The 25568-nt window shown below is 69.6% G+C and carries 24 protein-coding genes and 1 pseudogene; 6 read left to right on the top strand and 19 right to left on the bottom strand.

Translation table 11 applies throughout. The features are described 5' to 3' along the window. The 13 genes and pseudogenes from ABZ780_RS12510 to ABZ780_RS12450 all read right to left on the bottom strand — a co-directional run. Nucleotides 1-394, bottom strand: a pseudogene (locus ABZ780_RS12510) (hypothetical protein); the annotation flags it as partial. Nucleotides 395-688: 294 nt separating this feature from the next. Then, nucleotides 689-1207, bottom strand: a complete 519-nt coding sequence (locus ABZ780_RS12505; protein WP_357012793.1) for a phosphotransferase — start codon at nt 1205-1207, stop codon at nt 689-691. Nucleotides 1208-1456: 249 nt separating this feature from the next. Beyond that, nucleotides 1457-1936, bottom strand: a complete 480-nt coding sequence (locus ABZ780_RS12500; RefSeq protein WP_357012792.1) for an NUDIX domain-containing protein — start codon at nt 1934-1936, stop codon at nt 1457-1459. Nucleotides 1937-1976: 40 nt separating this feature from the next. Next, complete coding sequence (locus ABZ780_RS12495) at nt 1977-3554, bottom strand: hypothetical protein (protein WP_357012791.1); 1578 nt, start codon at nt 3552-3554, stop codon at nt 1977-1979. Continuing rightward, nucleotides 3551-4567 (bottom strand): glycosyltransferase, encoded by a 1017-nt coding sequence (locus ABZ780_RS12490; RefSeq protein ID WP_357012790.1) that lies wholly within the window; start codon nt 4565-4567, stop codon nt 3551-3553. Before ABZ780_RS12490 ends, ABZ780_RS12495 begins: the two co-directional genes overlap by 4 nt. Then, complete coding sequence (locus tag ABZ780_RS12485; protein WP_357012789.1) at nt 4564-5118, bottom strand: adenylate kinase; 555 nt, start codon at nt 5116-5118, stop codon at nt 4564-4566. The genes ABZ780_RS12490 and ABZ780_RS12485 overlap by 4 nt, the downstream gene beginning before the upstream one ends. Then, nucleotides 5118-6206, bottom strand: a complete 1089-nt coding sequence (locus tag ABZ780_RS12480; protein WP_357012788.1) for a hypothetical protein — start codon at nt 6204-6206, stop codon at nt 5118-5120. Before ABZ780_RS12480 ends, ABZ780_RS12485 begins: the two co-directional genes overlap by 1 nt. After that, complete coding sequence (locus ABZ780_RS12475) at nt 6203-7678, bottom strand: FAD-dependent oxidoreductase (protein WP_357012787.1); 1476 nt, start codon at nt 7676-7678, stop codon at nt 6203-6205. Before ABZ780_RS12475 ends, ABZ780_RS12480 begins: the two co-directional genes overlap by 4 nt. Before the next feature lie 162 nt (nt 7679-7840). After that, a complete protein-coding gene (locus tag ABZ780_RS12470; protein ID WP_357012786.1) occupies nt 7841-9016 on the bottom strand; it encodes a hypothetical protein in 1176 nt (391 codons plus the stop codon). A gap of 32 nt (nt 9017-9048) precedes the next feature. Beyond that, nucleotides 9049-9702 (bottom strand): N-acetyltransferase, encoded by a 654-nt coding sequence (locus ABZ780_RS12465; protein ID WP_357012785.1) that lies wholly within the window; start codon nt 9700-9702, stop codon nt 9049-9051. Between the two features lie 24 nt (nt 9703-9726). Then, nucleotides 9727-10407, bottom strand: a complete 681-nt coding sequence (locus ABZ780_RS12460) for a GPP34 family phosphoprotein (RefSeq protein ID WP_357012784.1) — start codon at nt 10405-10407, stop codon at nt 9727-9729. Nucleotides 10408-10418: 11 nt separating this feature from the next. Continuing rightward, complete coding sequence (locus tag ABZ780_RS12455; RefSeq protein ID WP_357012783.1) at nt 10419-11429, bottom strand: acetamidase/formamidase family protein; 1011 nt, start codon at nt 11427-11429, stop codon at nt 10419-10421. Continuing rightward, nucleotides 11426-12832 carry an APC family permease gene (locus ABZ780_RS12450; RefSeq protein ID WP_357012782.1) on the bottom strand — a complete coding sequence of 469 codons (1407 nt, stop codon included), beginning with the start codon at nt 12830-12832 and terminating at the stop codon, nt 11426-11428. Before ABZ780_RS12450 ends, ABZ780_RS12455 begins: the two co-directional genes overlap by 4 nt. Nucleotides 12833-13173: 341 nt before the next feature. On the opposite strand from ABZ780_RS12450, the gene ABZ780_RS12445 reads away from it, so the two are divergent. The 4 genes from ABZ780_RS12445 to ABZ780_RS12430 all read left to right on the top strand — a co-directional run bounded on the left by ABZ780_RS12445 (nt 13174) and on the right by ABZ780_RS12430 (nt 16667). Continuing rightward, nucleotides 13174-14055: a helix-turn-helix transcriptional regulator gene (locus tag ABZ780_RS12445; RefSeq protein WP_357012781.1), complete on the top strand. Its 882-nt coding sequence runs from the start codon at nt 13174-13176 to the stop codon at nt 14053-14055. Continuing rightward, nucleotides 14052-14252 carry a DUF397 domain-containing protein gene (locus ABZ780_RS12440; protein ID WP_357012780.1) on the top strand — a complete coding sequence of 67 codons (201 nt, stop codon included), beginning with the start codon at nt 14052-14054 and terminating at the stop codon, nt 14250-14252. The genes ABZ780_RS12445 and ABZ780_RS12440 overlap by 4 nt, the downstream gene beginning before the upstream one ends. Before the next feature lie 280 nt (nt 14253-14532). Continuing rightward, complete coding sequence (locus ABZ780_RS12435; RefSeq protein ID WP_357012779.1) at nt 14533-15795, top strand: hypothetical protein; 1263 nt, start codon at nt 14533-14535, stop codon at nt 15793-15795. Continuing rightward, nucleotides 15792-16667: an aminoglycoside phosphotransferase family protein gene (locus tag ABZ780_RS12430; protein WP_357012777.1), complete on the top strand. Its 876-nt coding sequence runs from the start codon at nt 15792-15794 to the stop codon at nt 16665-16667. The genes ABZ780_RS12435 and ABZ780_RS12430 overlap by 4 nt, the downstream gene beginning before the upstream one ends. A gap of 180 nt (nt 16668-16847) precedes the next feature. Here the strand turns inward: ABZ780_RS12430 and ABZ780_RS12425 are convergent, their stop codons facing one another. The 4 genes from ABZ780_RS12425 to ABZ780_RS12410 form a co-directional block, all read right to left on the bottom strand. Beyond that, nucleotides 16848-17156, bottom strand: coding sequence for an STAS domain-containing protein (locus ABZ780_RS12425; protein WP_357012803.1), 309 nt, complete (start codon nt 17154-17156; stop codon nt 16848-16850). A 171-nt stretch (nt 17157-17327) separates the two neighbouring features. After that, nucleotides 17328-17654: a hypothetical protein gene (locus ABZ780_RS12420; RefSeq protein ID WP_357485862.1), complete on the bottom strand. Its 327-nt coding sequence runs from the start codon at nt 17652-17654 to the stop codon at nt 17328-17330. Nucleotides 17655-18438: 784 nt separating this feature from the next. After that, nucleotides 18439-19374, bottom strand: a complete 936-nt coding sequence (locus tag ABZ780_RS12415) for a replication-relaxation family protein (RefSeq protein WP_357012774.1) — start codon at nt 19372-19374, stop codon at nt 18439-18441. A 440-nt stretch (nt 19375-19814) separates the two neighbouring features. Beyond that, nucleotides 19815-20552: a DUF2637 domain-containing protein gene (locus ABZ780_RS12410; RefSeq protein ID WP_357012802.1), complete on the bottom strand. Its 738-nt coding sequence runs from the start codon at nt 20550-20552 to the stop codon at nt 19815-19817. A gap of 1331 nt (nt 20553-21883) precedes the next feature. On the opposite strand from ABZ780_RS12410, the gene ABZ780_RS12405 reads away from it, so the two are divergent. Beyond that, nucleotides 21884-22036 carry a hypothetical protein gene (locus ABZ780_RS12405; RefSeq protein ID WP_350754073.1) on the top strand — a complete coding sequence of 51 codons (153 nt, stop codon included), beginning with the start codon at nt 21884-21886 and terminating at the stop codon, nt 22034-22036. 89 nt (nt 22037-22125) lie between these two features. Here ABZ780_RS12405 and ABZ780_RS12400 read toward each other — a convergent pair whose 3' ends face one another. Further along, the gene (locus tag ABZ780_RS12400; RefSeq protein WP_357012773.1) at nt 22126-23532 is read right to left on the bottom strand and encodes an ISNCY family transposase; all 1407 of its coding nucleotides are present in this window, start codon (nt 23530-23532) and stop codon (nt 22126-22128) included. 192 nt (nt 23533-23724) lie between these two features. Between ABZ780_RS12400 and ABZ780_RS12395 the strand changes: the two genes are divergently transcribed. After that, nucleotides 23725-24843: an IS630 family transposase gene (locus tag ABZ780_RS12395; protein WP_357012771.1), complete on the top strand. Its 1119-nt coding sequence runs from the start codon at nt 23725-23727 to the stop codon at nt 24841-24843. A 101-nt stretch (nt 24844-24944) separates the two neighbouring features. Here the strand turns inward: ABZ780_RS12395 and ABZ780_RS12390 are convergent, their stop codons facing one another. Next, the gene (locus ABZ780_RS12390) at nt 24945-25562 is read right to left on the bottom strand and encodes an MFS transporter (protein ID WP_357012769.1); all 618 of its coding nucleotides are present in this window, start codon (nt 25560-25562) and stop codon (nt 24945-24947) included. Nucleotides 25563-25568 lie beyond the last annotated feature (6 nt).

Below are 25568 nucleotides of genomic sequence, written 5' to 3'. Positions count from 1 at the left end.
TAGTGCCGATGATGATGAGTCGGCTGCTCTTCTGGCCCGGCATTCGGCGGGCCGAATGCCGCCAATCGCACGCAGACAAGATCAAAACGCCCAGTAAGAGGGCCTTCCTCTTGAGGGAGGGAAGTCGCTGCTCGAGAGCCAGCCACACAACCTTCGTCACCGCCCAGTTGATGTTGAGAGCGCATCGGGCGGCGTTGCTGTTCTTCGACCCGCCCATGAAGATCGCCATGACGCGATCCCCGTCGAAGCTGCGGATCTCGCCGCCGCGGGACTTGATGACCCGACAGGTGGCGTCCAGGTAGGCGCGGACGACCTTCGCGGCGGTCTTCGGGTCGAAGTCTCTCGCAAGACCCGTGGAGTTGGCCATGTCGGCATACAGGTAAACGGCGTCCACCTCACCGCGCCGTTCTTCAAGGTGACCGTGTCCGTCGTCGGCACCACGGTGCCGGTGCGAACGTTCCAGTCTGCGTTCACCACCGCCGCCACCGCCGCGGTGATGTCTTGCGTGACGCCCATGCTGCCTCGCCTCGGTTCAACATGTCATGCGATCCGCGACAGCGGGCAGGGGCACACGGCGGATCACGAGGGGGTAGTAGCGATCAGACCAAGCAAGGTCAAAGACGATCGACACGATACAACGCCGTCTCGCGTTTCCGCTGTTCGGCCTAAACGAGAGGCCGTATGGCGTCTAGCGACCCAGTAGGGCTCTGGCCCGAACCTGCGGGTCGGTGCTGAGGGCGGCGTCGGCGAGTTGATGGATGCGCCAGTACAGGCTGAGTCGGCGTGCCCCGGTTGGGTGCGGCCGGTGGGTGAGGGAGAGCGTCTGGGTGGGGTCAGGCAGTTGGAGGCGGACTGCGAGGCGGGCCAGGTCGGATAGGGGGTCGCCGCAGGCGGCGAGTTCCCAGTCGAGCAGCAGTCCTTCCGGGGTGTGGAGGAGGTGGCCGGCTTGTAGGTCGTGGTGCAGCAGTCTTGGCTCGATGTCGAGGTTGGTGGTGTTGAGTTCGCGGTGGATGGCGGCTGCGGCGGGGGCAAGGTCCGGCGCTGCGTTGGTGTAGGTGTGCAGCCGGTTGTGGAGGTAGGCGCGCCAGGTCCGGTAGCGGGGTGCGCCGGCGAGGCGGCCGGCGTGCGGGCCGGGAATGCGGTGGATGGCGGCGAGGGGTTCGGCGATCTTGGTCGAGAAACTGGTCGGCGGGCACGGGTGGGGCATCGATAGCGGTTTGCGCGGTCCAGGCCGGTGTTGCGTTCGGGTCGGCGCCCAGGAGTCGGGGTGCGGGGGCGTGGTGGGCGGCGAGGAGGGTGAGGGCGGCGGCTTCGTTGGCGGCGCGGGCGACGTTTCCGTAGTGCTTGAGTACGTACGGCGTCGGCCCGTCGACGTACCAGACTCGGTTGGACTGGCCGGTGGTGAGTTCGCGAGCGGTATCAGGGATCTGGCCGTCGAGTGCCGCCATGGTGGTTGTCAGGCGACGTCGCCGAGGTAGCCGGTGTGCGGGTCGCTTCCGGCCAGCGTGGCGATCAGTTGCCGCAGGGCGCGGGGCAGCAGGTTGAGTTCGGGCACCTTCTCCAGTTCGACCCACTCCAGTCCGGTCTGCAGGTCGTCCCTGGCGTGGCCGCTGAGCGGTCCGGGCGTTCCCTCTGGTGTGCAGTGGAAGATCGCCTCGATGCGATGCGTGTCGGCTTCGGTGTCGGCGTGTTCGTGGTGGGCGCCGATGTATTCGCGTAGCCAGAGCAGGCTTATCACCTGCACGGTCAGGCCGGTCTCTTCATGGACCTCGCGGCGTGCGGCGGCGTCGAGGGGTTCTCCCGGGTGTTGGCCGCCGCCGGGCAGGAAGTAGCAGTCCATGCCTTCCCACGTGGCTCGTTGAAGCAGGACGCGCCCGTCGTGGATGACGACGGCTTTGGCGGAGGTGCGGATGGTCGGGGTCACGGGCTCGGCCACGAAGTGGTCTCCACTCTTGCTCGACGTGGGCGGGAGGGCGTCAGCGTTCAGTCTTGCCGAAGCCGCGGTGGCGTCTTGCGATCTTTTGGAAGATCATTTTCCAGGGGCCGGCCATTCGGACGAACGGTTGGAGCGGGCTGGTGGCGATCACGGTGGCCGGGTGGTTGGGGGATGCCAGCGGTAGCTGGTCGGTGGGGCGGGGCGGGCGGACAGCGGCGTGCAGCGCGGGGGCGAGGGCGAGCAGCCGGGCGGTGAGCAGCGGGCCGTGGAGCAGGATGCCGAGGGCAGCGACGGCGGCCCACGGGGGTCCTGCCGACCAGGCGGAGGCGATGGCTGCGGCTGCCAGGGGTGCGCCGAGCAGCCAGGCGGCTTCGTCTGCCCACTCTCGCGCGATCAGGAGGGCCTTGGCCGGATGGGTGATCGTGGCGGGCAGGTGGGCGACGGCTTGGGCGTGCCGGTCGGGGCGGGCGGAGGCGGTGAAGGCGAGCGCGTGGAGGTTGGTCACCCCGGTGGGTTCGGTGTAGGGCTCGTCCAGGACCGCCACCGTAGTGGTGCTCAGGTCGGCGCCGAGCAGGGAGAATCGGTGTCCGATGCCGAGGTCTTCCATCGGTTCGGGGAAGCCGCCAGGCGCGCGGATGGCGGGAAGGTGGACAGCCATGCCGCAGCCCACGGCGTAGATCATGGGGCGCAGCAGCGTGCGCAGCCACCCTGGTAGCGGCGAGCCGGACAGGTGTGCGTGGAGGTGGAGACGGGCGAGTTCTATGCCGAGGGACCGTCGTAGCTGGTACACCCATTCGCCGGTGAGGAGCAGGCCGACCGGCCCGTTAGGGAAGGGGCGGCGGGCCAGCAGCGGCAGTCTCTGCTGCTGGATGAGGGCCGGGGTCTTGCCGATCGGGGTGGCGGTTGCGGCGGCGAAGGCGTACAGAGTGCGGGCGTCGGGGATCGCGTCGGCGTCGTACACCACGACGAACGTCGACTCGGCGTCGCCCGTTTCGTGCCAGCCGAGCGGGCCGAGCGCTTGATCGAGGTGGTCGAGGGCGAAGTTCAGTTGGCCGGCCTTGCGCCCGCCGACGTCGGGTTGATGCAGGTGCACCAGCGGCAGCCGGTCGGGCGGCTGGTTGGCGGCGAGGGCAGCGACGACCTCGGCGGTGGTGGGTTCGGTGTCGAACCGCTCGGTGAGAATCGTCAGTCGTTCGGCGTGCGGGGTGGCGTTGACGTGCTCGGCGACGACGCGGCACTGAGCGGCCGGGAAGATCCCGCGTAGGTGCTCGGGCCGCAGCGGCTGATGGGCGGCCAGCGGTGGGAGTTGGCTGCGGTGCCGGGCGCGGGCGGTGGTCTCGCGTTCGGTGGTGATCACGACGACGGCGGCCCGACGGTGCGGGTACGTCAGCGCCGTGAAGGCAGCGATGGTTTCCGGGGCGACGCTCTGCTCGCGCAGCATCGGCAGCAGGACCACCAGCCACGGCGCCTGATCAGGGTCGACGGGCGGTGGGTCCGGCGCGGTTAGCAGCCAGCGGGCGCACGCCTCGACCGCCACGCTCAGCCACAGCGCGCGGGCCACCAAGGCGACCAGCACCACGGGAACGACTATGTGCAGCCAGACCTCCGTAGCGCTCATTGCTGTTCCAGCAGCCGGTAGATGGCTCGCATCTGGTCGGCGACGAGCGGCCAGGCGAACGTTTGCGCCCGGTGTCGGGCGGCGCTTCGCCGTGCGGCGTGATCAGAGGTGCCGGTCTCGGTGAGGATGGTCTCGACCGCGTCCGTGGCGGCGGTGGCGTCACCGGGCGGGGTGAGCACGACCGCCGGGCTGTTCCCTGCGTAGTGTGAGATGCCGCCGACGTCGGTGGCGACCACGGGGGTGCCACAGGCCAGCGCCTCCAGCAGCGCATTGTTGGCGGTGGCGTCTTTCAGCGGCAGCAGCAGGACCGCCGCTTCGCGGTAGAGGCTGATCAGCGCCGGCTCGCTGATGCCCTGCAGGACCCGGGCTGCCGGGTGCCAGGCGCGGCGGTGGGCCTGCCGGGTGACGACGGTCAAGTTGATGTCAACGCCGTGCCGGCGGTGCAGGCGCTCGTGCACCGTGTCGAGTACGGTCCAGTCCCGCAACCACCAGCCGACCGTCAACACCAGCGGCCGATTGATGGAGACGTCGTTGGCTGGGGTGAACGCGGAGATGTCGATACCGTGCGGCACCACGTGCACCCGCTCGGCAGGAACAAGGTCGGCGAAGAAATCCTGCTGGCGCGGGTCGACAGTGATGATCTGGTCGGCGTGCGCGGCGACGGCACGCCACCTGGCGGGCGGCATGAGAGCTGCCAGCCGTGCCGGGGGCCGGTGGTAGGTGACGGCGGTGGACCCTTGACGGTGGCGGGAGAAGTAGAACTGCTCATCCCCGTACAGCACGTGCGCGGGACCGCGGGCGGCTAGAAGCGCGAGGTCGGTGGCGCAATGCTCGACCGGGTAGAACGGCAGCGGGCAGCGGCGCCGAAGCATCTGGTGCGCGCGCCGGGCCGCTTGCTGGGCGAGGCGTCGGGTGGGCGGCGTGATCCGGCGGACCTCGGGCAGGTGGTCCAGCAGCCGGTCGTAGCCGCTGTGGGCGGCGTGCCAGGGCACGCGGACAACTGAGGCGATCACGTGTCAGCCTCCTGACGGGCGAGTAGGCCGTGGGCTCGCAGCCGGGGCCTTACGGCTGCCGGATCATCGAGGCGCAGGACCGGCAGATTGCCGGCCGTGAGCGGGTGAAGGTGTTGTTCCCAGCGGCGGCGGTGCCGGTGATGATGGACCGGCCCCCACCACAGAATCGAGTCGCGCGAGACCAGGTGCCCGAAGGTCTCCCGGTTTCCCGCGAACAGCTCTTCCCCCGTGACGGCGCGCCGTATCGAGCGGCGGATCAACCGCGGCAGGCATGTCCGTAGGGGCAGGTCGAGCCAGATGGTCAGCTCGGCGCGCTTCAGCAGGGTCTCAGCGACGTTTCCGCCGTAGTTGCCGTCCGCTATCCACGCCGTGCCGGCGAGCGCACGCCGCACGGCGGCGTGGAAGTCAGCTGCCGCGACAGGGGTCCATCCCGGTCCCCAGAACAGTTGATCGAGGTCGACGTGGTGCAGGCCGGTGTGCGCGGCGACAGCGGCGGCGAGGGTGGACTTGCCGGAGGCCACTGGCCCGACCACCGCGATCCGTTGAGGCATCACGTCAGGCCCTTCGTCACCGCGTCGGCAATCTGCAGCAGCAGGCCTGGGGTGCGCACGCCGACGGTCACCCTCATCACCGGCACCTTCGCGATCAGGGCCTCCAGGCAGCTCGTGCCCTGGCGGCTTAGCTCATCGAGGCTGCGGGTGCGCTCGGCGAACCACGGGTGGAGCCAGTCTTCGTCGTGGGGAGTGCAGCCGACAGCGGAGAGCGCCGCGCGGGCCAGCGGTGCGCCACAGAGCGCCAGGCGCACCTTCCGGCTGTCGTCGCTGAGCTGTGGGAGGACAACGAGCCGAAGTGGGGCGCTGTCGCGCACCCGGGCGGCGAAGGCGTGGGCGAAGTCGCGCGGAGAGCACGCGACCTTGCGGGCGTGGCCGAACTCCGGTGGTAGCCGCCGAGGCGATGGCAGGTCGTGGCGCGGGCCGAGCGCCGACAGGGTGCCGTCCGCGATGCGCACGGAGATCGGGACGCCGACCACCCGCTCGGCGTCCCCGGTGATCACGGCGCGGTCGGCGGCGATCACGTCCGCTTGGCGGTACGCGCCCAGCGCGGCCAGCACGGTGGTCTTGCCTGCCCCGGACGGGCCCGCGATCAGCACGCCGCGGCCGTCGACCGCCGCGGCGGCGGCGTGGAAGGCGGTCCAGCCGCGACCTTCGGCGCAGCGCAGGACGACCTCGCGGATGACCCGCATGGCGTACCGCTGACCGTGTTCGGTCCCCGGATGCAGCACGACGTGCAGCCGGCCCCTCGCATCCCGCGCGTACAAGTGATCCTCACGCAGGTGTGAGTCGGGGTCGGGCCGCCACCAGGAAACCCTCCCTACTTGGGAGGACCGGTACGGCTCGCCGCGGAACGGCAGCACCGCCCGCGACCGGCTCGCCTGCAGGTAGGTCATCCGGGCGTAGAAGAAACCTTCATCGTGATGGACGCGGATCGGCGTCAGATGCCCGCACGCCGGCGCCGGGTCTGCGTCCGGGATGAAGCTCCGTAGGTGGGCTTCCTGGGTGCCTCGGAACGCCTGATCGGTGTGGACGCTGAAACTGTGCCCGGCGAACGAGACCAGCTCGCCGTCCGTCGCGGCGTTCACGAGCGGCTCCTGACCGCCGCCGTGACCGCGGGCGTGTCGAGCAGTTCCTCAGGTGTGCCTTCCACCAGGCGGCGGGCGATGTCGATGCCCATCTTCACGGCGTGGTCCATGTTGCCGATCTCGTAGCGCCACGTGCCGAACCGCCCCCGCGGGTAGATCCCGCGCTGCTCCATCCACGGCATCACCTCGCCCAAGGCCGCGTCGCGGCCGAGGGTGGGCACCGGGTAGGCATACGGAATCACCTCCAGGTGAGCGCTGGCCAACGGGGCGTGGGCGGGGACGAGGCCGTGGCGGCGCAGCGCCTGGTCGCAGGCGTCGATCAAGGTGTCTCGGTCGAGGTACGTGCCTTCCGGCAGGGAGGTCTCGGTCATCCAGGAGCTGAAGATGTGGGTGCCCGAGCCGGGGACGTTCGCGGGCGCGTACTTGCCGAAGTTGGTGGCCCGGTAGAACGGCACATCTGGCTGCGGGAAGTACATCCACGACCGGACGTCGGTGGTGGGCGCCCGATAGCCGAGGCCGACCATGGCCACGGTGGTGTGGCGCAGGCGTTCGGCCGCCGCCCGCACCTGAGTCGGAGCCCCCGCCGTCATCGCCGCCAACTGGTCCAGCGGTCCGGTGGCCACCAGATGGTCGTAGGCGATGCGTTCGCCATCGGCCAGGATCACCGTCCGGGCGGCGGGGTCGACAGCGGCCACACGGGCACGGGTGCGCACACGTGAGCCGAGACGAGCGGCCAGGCGCCGGGGGATCTCCCCTGTGCCGCCGGAGATGGGGAACGCGAAGGTGGCGTTCGGCCCCCACCGGGACGGGCGTTGCACGGCGGTGGCGGTCGGGGTTTGGTCGAGGTCGACCGGTGCGACGCGTTCGGCCACCCAGGAGGAGGACATCAGCTCAGGCGGCGTGGCCCATACCTTGGTGTTGTACGGGCCGAAGAACCTCTCCACCAGCGGCGCTCCGTAGGTTGCCCGCAGCCAGGTCGCGAAGTCGGCATCTGCGACCACGCTGTCCTCCCGGGCGGCGAGGGCCAGCCCGTCGAGGCAGGCCGCCGCGTCCTGCGCCGGAAGGCGATGCACGTGCTGCTGGAAGGGGTAAGGGATCCACCGGTCGTGGAAGCGGATGAACGAGGACCGGTCGTGGCGCAGAAGCTCTCCGCTGCTGAACAGGTCGGTCAGCAGCCGGTCGAACTCCCCGAAGTGGGAGAAGACGACGTGCCCACCCAGGTCCCAGGTGAAGCCCGCCGAGTCGGTCACGGACGAGGCGAGCCCGCCTGCGGTAGCCGCCGCCTCCAGGAGGAGCCAGTCCGCGTGACCCAGCCGCGCCAGCTCGCCCGCGCAGGCCAGACCACACAGCCCTGCCCCGAGGATGACGATCCGGCCGGGTGCTCGGGCCAGCGGGGGCTGCTGCGCCGGGTGGGCCGTCGCAATGGGCTGGTCTTGTGCCAGCAGGGCGGGGCGAGCGGTGGTCAGCGACACGGCTACTCCTTCTCGGGCGACCGGAGGCGGATCGAACGGACCAGCTGTTTGGGCCTTCACGTCGATGCGGCTCATCCGCGGGTGGCGGTTGTCGCCGACCGACGGCGCCAAGGTGCCCTCAGGCGCAGGGTGGGCCTCCCTCGCGCAGCGGCCGGTCAGCACTCACCCGTCCTCGTGGTGATGGCTCTTGGTGACGCAGTCCTGCCACATGCGAGCGAGGTGCTGGGTCATGCGGGCGGTGGCGGGGTGTCCGGGATGCTCGCGGCGGTGCGTGGCGATGGTGTCGGCGAGCAGGTTCCGGGCGGCCTGACAGTGGCCGAGGTCGTGCAGGACCAGAGCCGTAGCGGCGTGAACGGCGAGGGTTCGGTGGCCGTGCGAGCCGTCGCTGCTGGCGAGGTGCTCGCCGAGCTGCCGATAGAGGTGGTAGGCGCGTTGATGATGGCCGGCACTGCGGTGAGCCGCAGCGAACAAGTGCAGGGCGTGCAGGCTGCGCCGGTCCGTGCTGCCGTAAAGGTGATCGGCGCTGTGGTGGGCGTACCCGGCCCAGGCGGTGGCGGCGTCGAGCTCGCCGAGCCGCAGGTGCAGTTCGGTCAGGAGGATGGCGGCTTCGGCATACACCGGGTGGGGCGGGGCGGTGGCGGGGTCGATGCCGGTGAGGCTGTCGTGCAGGAGGCGTCGGGCGCGTAGCGGATCGCTGGAGGCCAGGTCCCGGGCGGCGGCGATACGCTGCGCGCGCTCGGTCTCCCACCGGTCTCCACTAGAGCGGGGAACCGCGCGCCAGGCGAGGGTGATATCGCGGGCGGTGGCGCCGACGGTGACGCGTGTCAGGACGCGGTGAGCATGCATGGCGGCCACGTATGGAGGCGTGGGTGTCCCCGCTGAGGAAGGAACGATCCGTGGCGCGTGTCGCAGAATAGCTCGACCGACATAATCGGCAATGACGACGACGTCGACTGGTTCTCGCCAGCAGTCCTCTCCGCACCGATACACCCGTGCCGCGTCGGCTGTCTCGTCCTGGGTCAGCGGTTGGCGGCACAATTTGCAGTGCAGCAGCCCAGGGAACAAAGAGACCTCCCACGGGCCGGTGCCGTCCGCCGCTCGGTCCGCCTGCTGCGCCTGTGGAGCGGTGGCTTTGGTAACCCATTTCTGCACTAGGCGGGGATCGAGGTCCAACTGGCGGGCGACGGTGGTGACCGCGCCGTACGCCTTAACGGTGCGGGCGGCGGCAACGCGCTGGACGACGGCGTCCACGAGGTCGGGCGGGTATCTGCGAGGGAAGGCCATGATCTGTCCGTTGAGGGGTGGACGGGTTAGTAACTCGGCAGCCTGCGGCAGCACTCCAAATGGGGGTAAGCCGGGCGGCTTACGTATCAGGCGTGCTGGTCTTGCCAGCGGTTGCCGACCGGCCGCGCGGGGTTGATCGGCATGGGGCTGCTGGCATGGGGCGCGTTGCGGCGCATGGGGTGCAGGCTCAGTCCGTTCGGCGCGGTGAGGGGCGGGCGGAGCGTGTATCCGTAGCGTGCGAGCAGGTGCTCCGCTTCTGTGGGAACGGCGGTCCAGGACGGCAGGTCGAGGCGGTCGAGGCGGGCGCGGTGGTGGGCTAGCAGGGCGCTGCCGCGGCCATCCTTCTGATGGGCAGCGCCGACGGCGAGGAGCGCTAGGTGGTAGTGCGGTTCGGTGGGCTGTTTCTGCGCGATCAGTCCCTCGATGGCGGTGAAGCGGTCAGCGTGGGATCCGGCGGCCTGAACGAGGCGGGTCGGGTAGTTGGCTGGTGGCGGGATCGGCCGGTAGCGGTGGAAGCCGACGATGGCGGCGGTGCAGTCGTCGGTGAGGTGGACGTCGCCGAAGAACAGGGCGTGCTCGGCCCAGATCACCAGGACGTCGGTCAGCACCTGGCGCCGCTGCGTCGGATCGGGCACCAGCCAGGCGCCGAGCGCGGTGGGCTGTAAGGCGTCGGCGATCAACGTGGCGACGGTCTGCCTGTCTGTCCAGCGGGCGGCGCGGATACGAACGATTGAGTCCACGGTGTTGTCGTCTCCCTCGGCGGTCTATCGGTAGGTGGCGGTGGCGAGGTCACCGATCGCGGCGTCGACGGCGGCGGTGATCTCCCGGATGGGGCGGTGGTGCTGGGCGGCGATGGTCTTCAGGTGGGCGGTGAGTGTGGTGGTGTCGTCGTCGAGGTAGAGGTGGTCGGCGAGGCCGAGGACGGCGACGAGTCCGGCGAGCGCGGCGGTGTGGTTGTCCGGTTGTTCACGGCCGGCGGCGAGGTAGCGCAGCCGGGCGCGGGCGACGACGGCCCACTTGGTGTCGGTGGCGAGGTAGGCGTCGGCGCGGATTAGGCCGCCGAGGCGGCGGCGGGCGGTGTGGCGCAGGATGCCGGCGGCGACGAGTCCGGCGCGGGTGCGTTCGTACAGGTCGTCGGCGAAGCTGCGCAGGAACGCTTTCACGGTCGGGGTGGCGCGTGAGTAGCGGATTGTGGCGAGGGCGGTGTCGGCGATCAGGTCGCCGACCGGCTGGTCGGAGTTCAGGCGTAGCCACCGGTCGGCGGCCGGGCGGTCGTCGTAGGAGTCGAGGGTGATCCGTCCGGCGAGGAACAGGTCGATCAGCACTGCGCCGGCCATGCCGAGGGCCAAGGCATGGCGGTGCAGGTGCGGCTGGCCGGTGTCGTCGTGGTGCCCGAGCAGGAACAGCTCGTCGCGCAGCGGCAGCCGGGGTATCGACGCGGTCATGGCATCCGCCCTTACCGTCGGCCGTCGAGGTGGCGCAGCCGTGCGTGCGCGTCACGGTAGGCGGGCAGCGGGCGCGGGAGCAGCGCCTTTTCGATGGCGGCCAGGACGGTGTAGTTGGGGTCGCAGACGTTGCCGATGGGCGCCCGCCCGGCCTGCGAGATGAGCTGGTAGGCGTCCAGGGTCTGCAGACCGCACAGGTCGACGGTCCAGGCGGTGAGGTCCTGGTGGGCCATGCGGTAGGCGTCCTCCAGGGGGCGGGCGCAGCCGACCGACATGATCGCCGTGTCGGTTTCCAGGCGCGGCCAGGCGGTGTCGGCGCCCTTGATGACCTCGACCGCGAGGGTGGTGACGGTGGCGATCTCCACGCCGACGCCGCAGGCCTCGCCGTGGCCTTGGCGGGCGTGGCCGTCGCCGAGGGCGAGCATCGCGCCGTGCACGTTCACCCCGAGATACAGGGTGGTCCCGGCGCGCAGTTCGGGGGTGTCGAGGTTCCCGCCGTAGTAGTCCGGGACGATCGTGGACCGGGATTCCATGGCGGCGGGGGCGATACCGATGGTGCCGATCATCGGATCCAGCGGCAGGTCGACCGTGTGCTCACTCGCGGTGGCCCGGTACCGGACCACCCCCGCAGCGCGGTCGATGTCGTACACCCACACCCGCTCCTCCAGCGGCGGCTGCAACGTGGCGGTATGCGAGGTCGACGTGAGTGCCCCGAAGTAGGGGAAGGTCGCCGACACGCCCCAGTCCCGGGCCGGTTCGATCGACATGATGTGTACGGCGAGGGTGTCGCCGGGCTCGGCGTCCTCGACGAAGAACGGCCCCGACACCGGGTTCAGGTACGGCATGCGGCACACCTGCGACGGCAGGTCCGCAGGTCCTCGCACGAGGCCGCCGAAGCAGTCCTGCGTGTGCACGGTGAACACGTCGCCGGAGCGGACGTGCGCCACCGGGAGACGGCCGCCGAAGGTGTAGGCGAGCTCGTCGCGGGCAGGCCGGTAGGTGAACTGGCTCATCGTGATCACACCCGTTCCATGTCACGCCCGGCGGCCTGGGTGGGGGCCAGGCCGGACAGCACCGGCCGGCGGCCGGTCAGGTACAGACCGGCCAGAACCAGCACGCCGAGGCCCAGCCAGGCCAGGCCGAGGCGCTGGGCGGCGATGTTGGCGTTCACCACCACGTAGGCGAGGATCACGAACCCGATTCCAGGCATGAGCAGGTGCGCCCACCAGTTGCCGCTGCGGCGGCGGATCAGGTGGTGCACGACCACGGAGACGTGCAGGACCAGGAAGGCGACCATCGCCCCGAAGTTGATCAGCGACGACAACAGGGTGATCCCGTCCGCCCGCGTCGCCATGTACAGGCCGAGGCCGAGGGAGACGACGCCGGTGAGAAGGGTGGCGTTGATCGGCACGCTGCGGCGTATCGACACCTTCGCCAGGAACGCTGGGAGCTGCCGGTCGCGGGCCATCGCGTACAGCAGCCGGGACGTGGCGACCTGCGCGACCATCGAGTTCGGCAATCCCCACGCGATCGCCGTCGCCACCGCGCACAGGGTGGCCAGCCACCCTCCGCCGGCCACGGCGGCGGCGTCGTAGAAGGCGGTGCCGTTCACGTCGCCCTCCGCCAGCAGCGTGTCGGCGGTGGGCACGAGCATCGCCGCCAGCCACGTCTGCGCGATGAACAACACCCCGGCCAAGACAAGGACGGCCGCCATGGCCCGGCCGATCTGCCGCGCGCCGTCGCGAGTCTCCTCGGCCAGCATGCTGATCCCGTCGAAGCCGAGGAACGACAGCACCGCGATCGACACCGCCCCCGCCACCAGGGACCAGGTGAAGGTGTCGGAGTTGTAGAACGCGTCCCAGCTGAACCGGCCCTTACCGGAGGCGAGAGCCCAGCCGGCGACGGCCAGGAACACCGCCAGGACGACCAGCTCACCGACGAGCATCACCCGGGTCACCACCGCCGTCATGCGGATGCCGACCGAGTTGATGACCGTGTTGACCGCGACGAACCCCAGCAGCCACAGCCACACCGGCACCGCCGGCACAGTGGCGTGCATCGCCACCGACGCCACCAGGTACAGCAGCCCGGGCACGAGCACGTAGTCCAGGAGGATCACCCAGCCGGCCAGGAAGCCGACCGGCGGGCTGATGCCCCGGCCCGCGTAGTTGTAGACGCTGCCCGACATCGGGAACGCCTTCACCATCTGCGCGTACGAGAACGCGGTGAACACCAACGCCACCACACCGACCGCGTAGGCGAGGGCCACCATGCCGCCAGAGCCGGCGTAGACGCTGCCGAAGATCGCCATCGGCGCGATCGGCACCATGTACACCAAGCCGTACGCCACCAGGTCCCGAAACCGCAGCCGGCGACTGAGCTCCTGCCGATAGCCGTAGCGGGCCAGGTCATCCTGTCCGTACATCGCACAAGCCTTTCTGAGGAGTGATCCGGGACGGCCTACTCCGAATCCCGACACGGGCGTTCTGCCGTCACCGACTGCCAGTGGCGCTAACCGCGTCTGTCACGTTCCGTCATCGCGCTGTCGACACCGGTGATCGGTTCGACCACGGTGGCCCACCGTCCCGGCGTCGAGGAAGACCTTCGGTTAGGGAGGGATGGGGATGGTTGGGGAGGGAGGGATGGTTGTGTGGCCCCGGGCATCCCTGGTCGCGCAGGGTTACGACGCCAACCGGTCGGATGTACGCTCAGGCCGACGACGTCAAGTCGATGAACTGTTCACTTTGGTGTCGGTCGGAGGTGCTGGTGATCAGTACGTACGTCCGGCGGCTTCGGCTGGCGGCTGAGCTGAGCGCGTTACGCCAGGACCGGGAGATGTCGTCGGAGGCCCTGGCTCGCGCCGCCGGTCTTCCACGGACGACGGTGTCCCGACTGGAGAACGGCCGTATGAGACCTGACCCGAATGACGTGATGAAGATCTTGGAGCAACTCAAGGTCACCGGGGAGGCGTGGACGACGCTGCTGACTATCGCTCGCCAGGCCAGCGAGCGAGGATGGTGGGAGTCGGCGGCCAGTGAGATGGGCGCTCGCCAAGCGCTCTACGCGAACCTTGAGGCAGGCGCGGCGACCATCCGTGAGTACCAGATGACCCTGCTGCCTGGTCTGCTGCAGACCGGTGAGTTCACGCGGGCGCGGGCGGGTGTCGACAAGGCCGACTGGTCGGCACACTTTGACGCCGACCGTGCGGTCGAGGCGCGTATCGGACGACAACGCGTGCTACATCGACCGGACGGCCCGACCTACGAAGTGGTGATCGATGAGCTGGCGGTCCGCCGTCCTGCTGCTGCCGCGCCCGTGCTCCGCGATCAAATGATCCACATAGCTCAACAGGCGGACGCGGACGCCAAGATCAGCGTGCGGATCCTGCCGGTCGACAGCCGGATCTCCGGCTACCTGGTGCCACGCTCGGGATTCTCAATCTACACCTACCCGGATCCGCAGGATCCGGTTGTCGTCGCGGTCGACACCGTCACCGATGATCTGGTGCTGACCAAGCCGGATGCCGTGAACCACTATCTGGACCTGTACGAACGGCTGAGAGACGGCACCCTCCCATCTCACCAGAGTGTGCGGTTCCTGCTGGACACCGCCGGCAAGATAACTGAGGCGACAGGAAGAGCAGCGTGACCGAACCAACCTTCACCAACTGGCGGAAGTCCACCAAGAGCAGCGGCGGCGGCAACTGCGTCGAGGTTGCCCACGTCGGCGCCGTTGTAGGCGTCCGGGACACCAAGAACCGCAGCGATGGAACTCTCGTCTTCTCCGCCGAAGGGTGGGGTTCCTTCCTTGCTGGCCTGCGGGAAGGGGAGTTCGCTCTTCGCTGATCCCCCTCGCGCGTACCTCAGCTCGAGTTGGGCCGACCCTGCTGGGCCGGCCCAACTGCTGCTCCTGCGGGGATGAGAAGAACGATCAGGATCGACTTCACAGCGGGCTTGAGAAGAGTGACGCACGGTGCCATGCTGGTCCCAATCACGGCAACTGAACTGTTCAAGGGTTGCGCGTTTCGAAGCAGCCCGATGCTGACACCGGGGCCGCATCGTGAAGAATCAGCTACTCCGCGCAGCGCGGGAGCGCCTGCCCTCCCCCCAGCGCCCCGGTGAGCCGATGTCGCGCTCGGAAGTCGTGGCGCTCGTCAATGAAGTGCTGTATCCAGATCCGCGTCTGCGTAGCCGGAGCGCATTCAATGCCAACTACTTGGGCAAACTCGAAGAAGGATTGATCCATTGGCCAAAGCCCGAGTACCGGGCGACCCTGCGGACCGCGTTAAGCGCACGTACCGATCAGGAGCTGGGCTTCTATAACCCGCGTGCCGTCAAGTCGGCTACCGTCGATGACGTGGATCGACGAGGCATGCTCGGCGCTATAGGTGTTCTGGTGGGAGCGGGCGTCGTCAGCGCCCCCACGCTGGCGTTGCTTGACACGGGGCCGTCGCACGAGCTGCCGCGACGGATCGGCAACGATCACATCACCGCGGTCATGGAAGCGGCGGACATCTTCGAACACTGGGACAACAGCCACGGCGGCGCCCTTGCTCGGGAGATCGCCGACGACAAGCTCCGCCGGCTCGCTCAGCTCCTACGACGGCCGTGCCCGCCGAAGCTGCGCGGCGACCTGCACACAGCGATGGCGCAGCTGGCCGGCGTGGTGGCGTTCATGCTCTTCGACGCCTACGACCACGACGCGGCACGCCGAAAATTCACCTTCGCGCTGCAGTGCGCGGAGGTGGGCGGGAACTGGCACCAACGTGCGCTGCTGCTATCGTACATGGCACGTCAAGCCATCTGGTGCGGACAGCCAGATGACGGCCTCACCTATGTCGAGATGGGGCTTGTACGAGCCGAACGGCTGACCGCCACAGAACGGGCCATGCTCAACACCGTCCGCGCCAGGGCGCTGGCCAAGCTAGGTCCGACCCATGCCCAGGAAGCCTTGGCGGCGGTGGGGACAGCGGACGACGCGTTCGCCCGCTCGCAGCCGGCCGACGACCCGCCCTGGATGCGCTTCTACGACGATGCCCAGCACCACGGCGACACCGCTCACGCCCTCTACGACGTCGCGATGCACACAACGCTTGCCACCGAAGCCGTCAGCCGGTTCCAGTACTCGGTCGAGCACCACCAGCCGGAGTTCGCACGATCCAGGGCGATCTCCCGCACGAAGCTCGCGTCTCTGACCATGGTCCAAGGCGATCCCCTGGAGGCCGCGCACATCGGTCAGCTCGCGCTCGCAGATGCCGGCGCGATTCGCTCTCGCCGCACCGCAGACGACCTGCGCGAGCTTCATCGCGTGGCGGGAAGCCACGCGAGCATCCCCGAGGTCTCGTCGCTGCGCGCCGCGATCGACGCGACTGTCAAGGCAGCCGCGTGATCGATGCCCTCACCGCGCTCATGCGCGCGTGTCAACAGGCCGGGCTCGACGCTAAGGGTGCCGAGCTGATCCGGGCCGGCGAGAACACGCTGTACCGGCTGCCCGGCCGCGTCGTCGCCCGCGTCACGCGTCCCGGCCAAGGGGCCGCAGCCGCCAAGGAAGTTCGAGTCTCACGCTGGTTGCAGCAGACTGGCGTCCCTGTCGTTCAGGTCCTGACCGGCGTTCCTCAGCCAATAGAGGTCGAGGGCCGGGCTGTGACCTTCTGGCAGGAGCTGCCCGACCATCACGAGGGCAGCGTCGACCAGGTCGCCGACATTCTTCGGCAGATCCACGGACTCCAGCCCCCACCAGAGCTCGCGCTGCCGCCGCTAGCACCGTTCGTCCGGCTAGAAGAACGCATCACCGAGACCGACGTTTTCGACGGCGAGGAGCGCGACTGGCTGCTCAAGCACCTTCACGGTTTGACCCAGCAGTACGAGAACCTGCCCGCCGGTCTTCCGCGGGCCGCAGTGCACGGGGACGCTTGGGGCGGCAACATCGTCGCCACCGCCGCCGGTCCCGTCGTACTCGACCTAGAACGCTTCGCATACGGACCTCCCGAGTGGGACCTCACCTCTATCGCCGTCGACCACTTCACGTTCGGGTCCATGTCCGCGACAGCATGGCACCGGTTCTGCACACGCTACGGCTACGAGGTCACCCGGTGGGCGGGCTACACCGTTCTGCGGGACGCACGCGAGCTGCGGAAGGTCACGTTCGCCGCACAGATGGCCGACCAGCAGCCCCACCTGAGTGGGCAAGCGCGATACCGGCTGGCCTGCATCCGCGGTGAACAAGGTCCGCGGCCCTGGCACTGGACTCCAGTCCCCTGACAGATCCGAGTGCGCCCGGTGCGGCCTCAGGCAGTCAAGAGCTGAGCGGCGGCGGGGCCGGGCATGGACGCAGGCAACGACAAGGCGCCCACCCGACTGATCGACGCCGGTTGGATCGGCAGAGTGCGAGCGCTGGTCGCCGCCACCAACATCGCATCGCCATAGCTTCGTCACGCCGGCTCAGGCAGGCAGGGTCGGCGCCTTGGCACCGCTCGCGTCGCCGTCGAGCAGGCCGAGCAGTCCGGCGGTGAACAGTTGCCGCCGGACTGCGGGCGGGATGTTGGTCAGCCGCAGGGTGCCGCCGCGGACGTGCACGGCCCGATGGCAGGCCACCAGCGTGCTGGTGGCGGCGGCATCGAAGCGGTCGAGGCCGGTGAGGTCGAGGTCGACGTCCCGGATGGTGTCGGCGCGCAGGGCGGCGAGCACGGCGTCGTACACGAGCCCGCTGGTGGCTGCGTCGAGCCGGCCGGCGCATCTCGCCGCCGGCAGGAGAGGGGTAGCGACACCGGCGAGGTGCTGGGTGACGCCTGAAGGTTACTCTGCGAGTAAGCGTGACGTCTGACCGCGAGGGACGCAGGCGTCAGTCGGTGAGGGGTGGAAGGTCGATCTCGTCGTCGGCGTCAGGCAGCGGCACCCATCCCGAACCGTCGACGGCGGTGATCAGGTGCGCGGCGGCGGGCGGGGAGCGGGCCAGGCGAGGACAGTTTCGCGGGTGCCCTCGACTTGATCGATGCCGGTGGTGTCGGCGGTGATCTCGTCGACCCAGGTGGCGAACCAGACGACACGGCGGTGTAGGTCGCGGCCTTTGTGCACGTATACTGTCCCGTAGCCCGAGCAGGGCTCGGCGAAGAGCTGCTCGGGTGCGATCTCCTGGTCGCGCAGCTCAGGCGGCAGGTGGCAGGTGTGCTCGGTTCGGCGTGGGGTGTCCCACGACCCGCATCGTAGTGTCGACGCACGGCGCAAGTGGCCCCTGCGATGGATGCTCACTCGGCCGACGTTCGGGTGAAGGAGGCTGCGCCCGCCGAGGTGCGGGCGGGCGCAGGTCACGCGGCGCGTGGCGGAGCGGGTTGGTGCAGACGTAGTAGGCGGGCGAGGGTGGCGGCTTGGTCAACCGTCGGGAGGCCGGCTTCGGCGGCGAGGGCTTGGATCTCGGTTTCGGTGGCGGGGTCGGTCAGGTAGCGGGCCATCGACAGCGTTCCCGGCAGGACCGGCAGATCGGGGTCGGGGTGTGCGGTCGGGGCCTCGCCGTCGGTTGTCCGCGTGGGCGGGGTCGACGGCGACGGGTGTGGTGTGTTCGCGCGTGATGTCTGGTCACGGCGTGTGGCCATGTCCCTCCCAGGACGGCTCGTGGCGTGAGGACGTGGTGTCGGGCCATGGGAATCTCCTTCGCGGTGGTAGGAACTCGTTGACGATCGATCGCCGGATCGCCCAGCCTGCGGACGGCGGCGGGTCGGCGTCGGTGAAGGGCCGCGGACTGTAGCTCCGGCGGCCGCGGAAGTGAAGACGTGCGCCACTCACAGCGACTTACAGGCGCAAGCCGCAGGTGTGAGTGGGCCGGGCGGTCGCGGAGTCTGTCGCCGAAGCGGTGACAAATATCGACAGCTTCCCAAGGATTGCCGCTCCGCTGCCGCCCGGTGCGTTGCCTCGGTGCGCGCCGCAGGGCAGGTGGTGACGGCGGCCCCGGGGTTGGGGGCGGGCATGGGCGGGTTCGGCGGCGTGTGGGCGAGTGAGCCGCCCGTACGCGCGCGCGGTGTGCTCCGCCGCGCCCCCATCAGGCGGCCCGGTCTTCCTGGTCGGGCGCGGTGTGGGTGGGGAACTCGGTGTCGTGGCGGGTGTCGGTGTAGGGCAGGTCGATGAGGCGGTGACGGCCGCCGCGGTCGACCAGTTGCCAGACCTGCTCGGCGGGGCTGGCGGCGAGGGTGGTGCGCAGGTCGGCGGTGGTGGTGGCGACGACGGTTTCCAGGCCGATGCCGGCGATGCGGTGGTGCAGGTTCGCCTCCCGGCGGGCGGAGGGGAGGTGGAACAGCACCGGCCATGCCCAGGTGCTCATCGTGTACAGCCGCTCGTACTTGATGACCTTGTCGATGAGGACGTGCAGGTGTTCGAGCCCGGTGTCGTACTCGAGGAAGAACGGCACGGACCGTCCGTCCTCGGTCCACACCCCGGCGCCGTCCGGGCGGGGAAAGCCGGTAGCCCCGGCGATGATGATCTGCGGGTCGCCGCCTTCGCGGTAGAGGGTGCCGGGTTCGTGGTAGGCGGATGCGGGCTGCCAGCGGACTAGCTCGGTGTCGGGGTGGGTGCGGGCGTGGGCGGCGAGGTCGATGAAGACCTGGTTGCCGCCGAGCAGGTGCGGCAGGTCCGGCCGGGAGGTGAGGGACTGTTTGCGGCGGCGGGCCTGTTCCCGGCGGGGCCGGCCGAGTCCGCGTTGGGCGTGGACGTGGTCGTAGCCGAGTTGGTCCAGGACGTAGTGGTAGGGGTGCGAGCCTCCGTCGGCCTTGTTGGGCCGGAACCGGTCGACCGCGCGTAAGGCGGTGAGGCGGCGCAGTCGGCGTTGGGTGAAGTCCAGGGACGGGAACAGAGCGGCGGCGACCTGGTCGGTGGTGAGCACGCCGTGGTCGTAGAGCCAGTCGAGGAGCCGGTCGTCGCGGGCGGTGATGCTGGCCTGCAGGCGCAGCAGCGGATCCGCGGTCGGTAGGTGTTTACCCATGGGCACAAGCCCCTGGGGGGAGACCCGAGACTGGAGGGTCTGTCTGGAGCGGTCCCCGACTGCTGACAGCGGGGCTGACCTGGGCTGTGAGCGGCCGTGAGGGGTCAGGTTGGGGGTCAGGATCAAGACGGACGGTAGAACGGAGATCTGTGCTGACTGCTACACCGTCGGGCACACCGGGTTCGGCGTGACGGTGCGGTGAGAGTGGGTGTGAGTCGGGTCGGTGACGCTGGTGAGGTTCCCGGTGCGGGGTGATCATCGTTGTTGCTCCATGGTCGCAGGTGTGAGTGGGTGTGAGGTCGGTGCGCCCGCCGCCGCAGCGGGCGGGAGCGATTGGCAGGCCCGGTCAGCATCTGTCAGCTCGCGGGCCTGCTGACAGGCGCTGACGCTGGTCTGACAGCGGCGGCTCGGTCTGACCGAAGCCGACACTCGGGGTTCGGTCATGCGGCCTCTTGGTGTGACAGGTCTGGTACTGGCGGGGTGGTTTCGGCGCGTAGGACGCGTACGAGGGCGGAGGCGGTGGCGTTGGACAACTGGTGCCCGTCAGCGCGCAGCTGTCGGGCGAGGGCCTTGCGGGACAGCGGTGTCCCTTCGGCGGTGAGGGTGCGGGCGGCGGTCCGGGCGGCCGGGACCAGCGCGGTGACCTCCGGACCGCCATCGCCGGTCGACGCCTCGTCGTCCCGGCGGTCCGGGACCGCCGGAGGCTGGTCCGCGACGACGGGGACCGCGGTCGCGGAGTCCCGGCCCGCGGCGGCGGTGACGGGGACCGGCGGGCGGGTGTCCGGGACCGACGCGTCGACGGTCAGCGCCGATCCACGCGCGGGCTGGGCGGTCGGGTGGGGTGGGGCGGTGTCGGCGCGGCCGAGGGCGATCTTCACCATCGCCAGGAAGCCCAGCGCCGGCAGGGCGGCGGCGATCCAGCCGATCACCGACGCCTCCGCCTCCACCACCTGCGCGGCCAGGGACAGCAACACCGCCACAATGAGCACCGTGGCGGGGAAGACCACGCTATTGCCTAGGCGCCGCTTGCGCCGCAACTCCAGACCGGCGGCGATCGACATCAACTCCAGGACGATCGCGTCGGCCCAGGCCAGCCAGCCCGGCTGCCCGTGCCCGGCCGCGACGTCATGCACATGCGTGAACGACGCCGCGCCAGCCGCACCACCGATCAACAGCATGATCGCCACCTGGGCCCGGTTCTCCCACCGCTCCCGCCCCGCACCCACCCGGGCGGGTGAGCCGGGGTCACGTTGGTCAGGTGCCGCCAACGGCCCACCACCTGGATCCAGGCGGCGCGTGCACGGCCGCGTTCGGCGTTGTCGTGTGCAGGCGGGCCGCGACGGCAGCCGCCGCCTCCATGAGGTTGTCGTGTGAGGTCACGTTCTGCTCCAAACAGGTGGTTGAAGGGTTCGGCTTCAGGTGGTTAGGGTTCCGTCCCAGGTCGGGCCTGCCCGGCTCCGGTCAGTTCCCGGGCAGGCCCGACCCTGCCGGGTGACGCCCGGCCGGGCGGACCCTCGTAGGTGCAGGGGACGACAAAAGTCACTATGGTCGAGTCAACGAACACAGACCCCGCGCAGGGGCAGGCACCAGGACACCAAGCCGAGCCACAAAGATCAGAACTCACCACCGACAGCGACGCAGAAGCGCTCAGGTGGTGCGGCGACTCAACTCGCCGACAGACGATCCTTCATGTGGGTCCTCCCATCTCTCTCCCCGTTACCCCCCCCCGCGGCGTCGGCACGAACAACGGCAGGCACCCCATCCGTGGGGTGCCTGCCCGCTGCTGTGTGGCCGACCGCGCCAGCCGGCGCTGCGGGAACGTGTATCCAGTACGCCTCGGCAACCCCCGTCGAGTCAACCCCCAATTCGCTACGGATCGCCACCGAGTCTTGTCACCAGTCCGCCGGGGTGCTATAGAGTCCGCCCCAGTGCTCTCCAGTCCTCCTGCGTCCGCGTGGTCACGGCGGAAAACCTCGCAGCGCTACTCACCTGGCGGGACGGGTGGTCTCACCAGGCGGACCCAGACGCGTTTGCCGCCGTCGTCGGGGCTGTCCACACCCCGCGCGTGGCCCACAGCCTCGATGATGGCCAAGCCCCGGCCGCCGTCGCCGTCCGGGTCCCGGCGGCGCGGCACCACCGCCGAGCCGTCCACCCCGAGATGGTCACGTCGCCGTCACGGGCGTTGAGCTGCAGAGACCATTCTGCGATCGTCGTCCCCTCTGTCACCAGTGCGGACGTGCCCCATTCAGGCCGCGGCCCTGCGGCCGTAACGGATCCCGCAGCCGTGACGCCACTTCAGTGGAGCCGTGTTGCCGCGCGGCTCCGCCGCAGGCAGGTGGGACCAGCACCCCCTCGGGCCCCCTCCAGGTTCCGCCCGCCTGCGGCCACCGCGAGGGCGCGGCGAAGCCCAAGGCGATGACCCGCCGCGAGGGGCGAGCGCCATGGCGCCGGCCTGTTCGTGGCGGCGTTGAACCCTGGCCGCCGTCGCCGTGGCGGCATTGTCGCCGACGTGGTCTTCCACAGCGACCGCAGCAGTGAGGGCGAGTGCACTTTGGCCGACTTCGCCCGCGCCTGCGCCCGCTGCAAGGTACGCCAGTCGATGGGCCGAGACGGATCGTGCTTCGACGCCGCCGAGGCCACCTTCTCCACCTTCACCGTCTAGCTACTTCCACCTGGCAAACGCTGACGGCTGCTGAACTCCGACATCGGGCCGCTGAGCTCGTGGCCGCAGTCCTCTGCCTGTAGTCCCGGTCAGGCGCTGATGACGCTGATCTTGACCAGGTTGTGGGCCAGGACCCCGTGTCCGGTCCAGATCCTGGCTCCTTCGGTGCTGTTGATGCGTGTGCGGTCCCAGCCGTATCCGCGTTTGAGGGTGCTGATCCTGCCTTCTATCCCGGTTCGCCACTTCACCGTTCGTCGGAACGCTCGTCGGTGTTCTTCGGCCTGTCGGGCCTTACCGGGTTTGCCCTTGCGGGGGATCACGACGGTGCGCACGCCGAGGTCGTGGAGTGCTTCGTCGACCTTGTGTTCGCCGTAGCCGCGGTCAGCGGTGACAGCTCGCGGTGCCCGACTGGCGCGGCGGGCGATCCGTTCGATGGCGGGGGCCAGTTGCGGGGCGTCGGCGGGATTGCCTTGCTCGACGGTGTAGTCCAAGACCACGCCGTCGTCGTTGTCGGCCACTTGGGCCTTATGGCCGAACTCGACCGGCTTGCCCAGCCGGCCCTTGGCGATGGGGCGGGCGTCGGGGTCGTGCAGGCTGACCCGCCGGGTGGCCCCGGCCGGCGTCACCCCCGAGAGCCGTTGCCGGGTCTGCGCGGCGATCTGCCTGGTCGCGGTGACCAGGTCCACCAGATCGTTGATCGCGCGGGCGAGTTGGCCACGGCGTCGACCCGCGGCCGCATCATGCTCACCGTTGGCCCGCTGCTCCACGGCCTTTGCCCGGGCCCGCGCCAGGGCTCGCCTGGCGTTGGCCAGCACCCGTTCGGCACCGTTGGCGGCACTCTCGGCGAGGTCGGCCAACTCGCCGGTGACCCGGCGCACCGCGGCCTGTGCCTGGTCCTTACCGGCAGCGCTGCGCGTCCGCAGCTTCGCGCCGATGGAGTGGGCACGCTTGCCCGCCGACCTGGACCGGTCCCGAATCTTGGTGCGGGTCGCGGCGATCCGGCCGATCGCCTTGGCCAGAAGCCCGGAGTCGGTGGGATAGGCGACATTGCTGGGCACCACCGTGGTGTCGACCCGGACCCGGTTGGTGCGCAACAACTTGGCCTCAGCGGCCTTGGCCAGCAACGCCTCGTTCAGCCCTTCCACCGCGGTGGCGCCGCACCGGGTGGTCAGCTTCATCAACGTCGTCGGATGCGGCACCGAGCCCTCCAACGGGATCCGGCAGAACCGCCGCCAGCTGATCGAGTCCGACACCTCCCGGCACAGGCTCTCGTAGCCCAAGCGGTAGCGGAACTTCAGAAACATCAACCGCAGATAGGTCTCCATCGGTGTCGACGGCCGACCGATCCGCGGGTCGAAGAACGGCACGAACGGCGCGAAGAACGCCGGGTCGTCCAGCAGCGCGTCGACTCGTGCGAGTTCCTCAGGAAGCCGCAGCAACTGTTCCGGCAGTGTCGACTCGAACAACGACAACTGATCGCCTACGGTACGAAACACGATGGCCTCGATCCCTTCTAGCCCAAGGGTTCGAGGCCATCCTCTCGATCACACGGCGCCCGAAGACGGACCGCCACGCGCCGACTTTTCAGGTGGAAGTAGCTAGTGCCGTGACCACGAACGTTCACGGTGTTGGATGACACGCCGTTCGGCTTGTCGGCCGGGGGGCGTTGTGCCGGTCAGGCTGTGGCGGTGGCAGATCTTGTACGCGTGCGGCGGCTGAGTGATCAGGAAGGTCAGCAGCTGCTCAGAATCACCCGCCGGGGAACCGGTTCACCGATCCGACTACGTCGGGCGATGGTCGTGCTCGCCTCGGCCGGCGGGAACACGGTGCCGGCCATCGCCCGTCTCGTGCAGGCCGACGAGGACACGATCCGGCAGGTCATCCACCGGTTCAACGAGATGGGGATGGCCAGCCTGGACCCTCAGTGGGCGGGTGGCCGTCCCCGCCAGATCAGTCCTGACGAGGAACAGTTCATCGTCGAGACGGCCAACACCCGCCCCGAAAAGCTGGGGCGGCCGTTCACCCGCTGGAGCGTGCGCAAGCTCGCCGACCACCTGGGCTCGCATGCCGCCCGCCGGGTCCGTATCGGCCGGGAAAGGCTGCGGCAGATCCTGCATCGACACCGGATCACCTTTCAACGGACGAAGACGTGGAAGGAGTCCACCGACCCTGACCGGGACGCCAAACTCGCCCGGATCGAGTACGTGAGCAGCCACTTCCCGCAGCGGGTGTTCGCGTTCGACGAGTTCGGGCCCCTGGTGATCCGCCCGCAGGCCGGCACCGGATGGGCTCCGGCCGGGCACCCCCATCGGCTGCCCGCGAATTACCACAAGCTGCATGGCGTCCGGCAGTTCCACGGCTGCTACAGCGTCGGCGACGACCAACTCTGGGGCGTCGTGCGGCGCCGTAAGAGCGCCGCGAACACCCTCGCCGCGCTCAAGTCGATCCGCGCCGCGAGGCCGGACGGTGCACCGATCTACGTCATCCTGGACAACCTGTCCGCGCACAAAGGCTTGAAAATCCGAAGGTGGGCGGCCCGGAACAAGGCCGAACTCTGCTTCACCCCGACCTACGCCTCCTGGGCCAACCCGATCGAGGCCCAGTTCGGGCCGCTGCGCACCTTCGTCATCGCCGGCTCGAACCACCCCAACCACACCGTCCTGACCCGGCGGTTGCAGGCCTACCTACGCTGGCGCAACGCCAACGCCCGCCACCCCGAGGTCCTGGCCGCCCAACGCCGAGAACGCGCCCGCATCCGCAGCGAACGACAACGACGATGGGGCCAACCCGCCACCCGCGCAGCCTGACCAACACCGTCAACGTTCGTGGTCACGGCACTAGGCCGAGTACGTCCACCGTCGCCGGTTCCGGACCCCGCACTGATGCCCGCTGCCTGGATCACCGACTTCTACGACCGGCACCGCCGACACTCCGTCTGCGACTGGCGCTCGCTTACCGACTGCAGACGAACAACGCCGTTGCCCTGGAGCTCACCCAGCATATTCCTTGAGGGCGGGATGCGTTCCCCCAGCCGGGCCAGGGGCCTGCGTTGGCCTGTCGGCTGTACCGGCACGGTAGGCGCATGTCCGGGGGCACCGCCAGCAGCAGCCCGGCCATCGCGAGCAGCATCCATCCGGTCAGGTAACCAAACGCGGCTGTGGGCGAGACGGCCCGTCCACAGCAGGCCGGCGGCGGCGGAGGCCGCGAGGTTGCCGAGCGACTGCACGGTGGCCAACACCCCGAACGCCGACCCCCGCAGTTGCGGTGGGGCCAGTGCGGCGATCGCCGCGTGCTGCGCGGTCTCCACGGCGCCGATACCGGCACCGGCGAGCAGAAACGGCACCACCAGCGCCCACAGGCCCGGGCTGGGGATAGCGAGCAGTGCGTACGCGGCGGCGAACCCGGCTACGCCGACGGTGAGAACGAGGACGGGTCCGCGCTGGCCGAGCCGGTCGGCGGCACGACCGGCGGGCACTGACGCGGCCGCTGCGGCCACGTTGTACGCGACGTACATCCCCAGCGCCACGGTGGT

It is taken from the genome of Micromonospora sp. NPDC047467 (genome assembly GCF_040643095.1).
GTDB lineage: Bacteria > Actinomycetota > Actinomycetes > Mycobacteriales > Micromonosporaceae > Micromonospora.
This window is presented reverse-complemented; position numbering and strand designations above follow the sequence as displayed.

Bases quoted from the DNA above. Each gene is read 5' to 3' on its own strand.
- ABZ780_RS12505 (WP_357012793.1), bottom strand. From the start codon at position 1,207: ATGCCCCACCCGTGCCCGCCGACCAGTTTCTCGACCAAGATCGCCGAA.
- ABZ780_RS12495 (WP_357012791.1), bottom strand. From the start codon at position 3,554: ATGAGCGCTACGGAGGTCTGGCTGCACATAGTCGTTCCCGTGGTGCTG.
- ABZ780_RS12485 (WP_357012789.1), bottom strand. From the start codon at position 5,118: ATGCCTCAACGGATCGCGGTGGTCGGGCCAGTGGCCTCCGGCAAGTCC.
- ABZ780_RS12460 (WP_357012784.1), bottom strand. From the start codon at position 10,407: ATGACCGCGTCGATACCCCGGCTGCCGCTGCGCGACGAGCTGTTCCTG.
- ABZ780_RS12450 (WP_357012782.1), bottom strand. From the start codon at position 12,832: ATGTACGGACAGGATGACCTGGCCCGCTACGGCTATCGGCAGGAGCTC.
- ABZ780_RS12435 (WP_357012779.1), top strand. From the start codon at position 14,533: ATGTCGCGCTCGGAAGTCGTGGCGCTCGTCAATGAAGTGCTGTATCCA.
- ABZ780_RS12415 (WP_357012774.1), bottom strand. From the start codon at position 19,374: ATGGGTAAACACCTACCGACCGCGGATCCGCTGCTGCGCCTGCAGGCC.
- ABZ780_RS12410 (WP_357012802.1), bottom strand. From the start codon at position 20,552: ATGCTGTTGATCGGTGGTGCGGCTGGCGCGGCGTCGTTCACGCATGTG.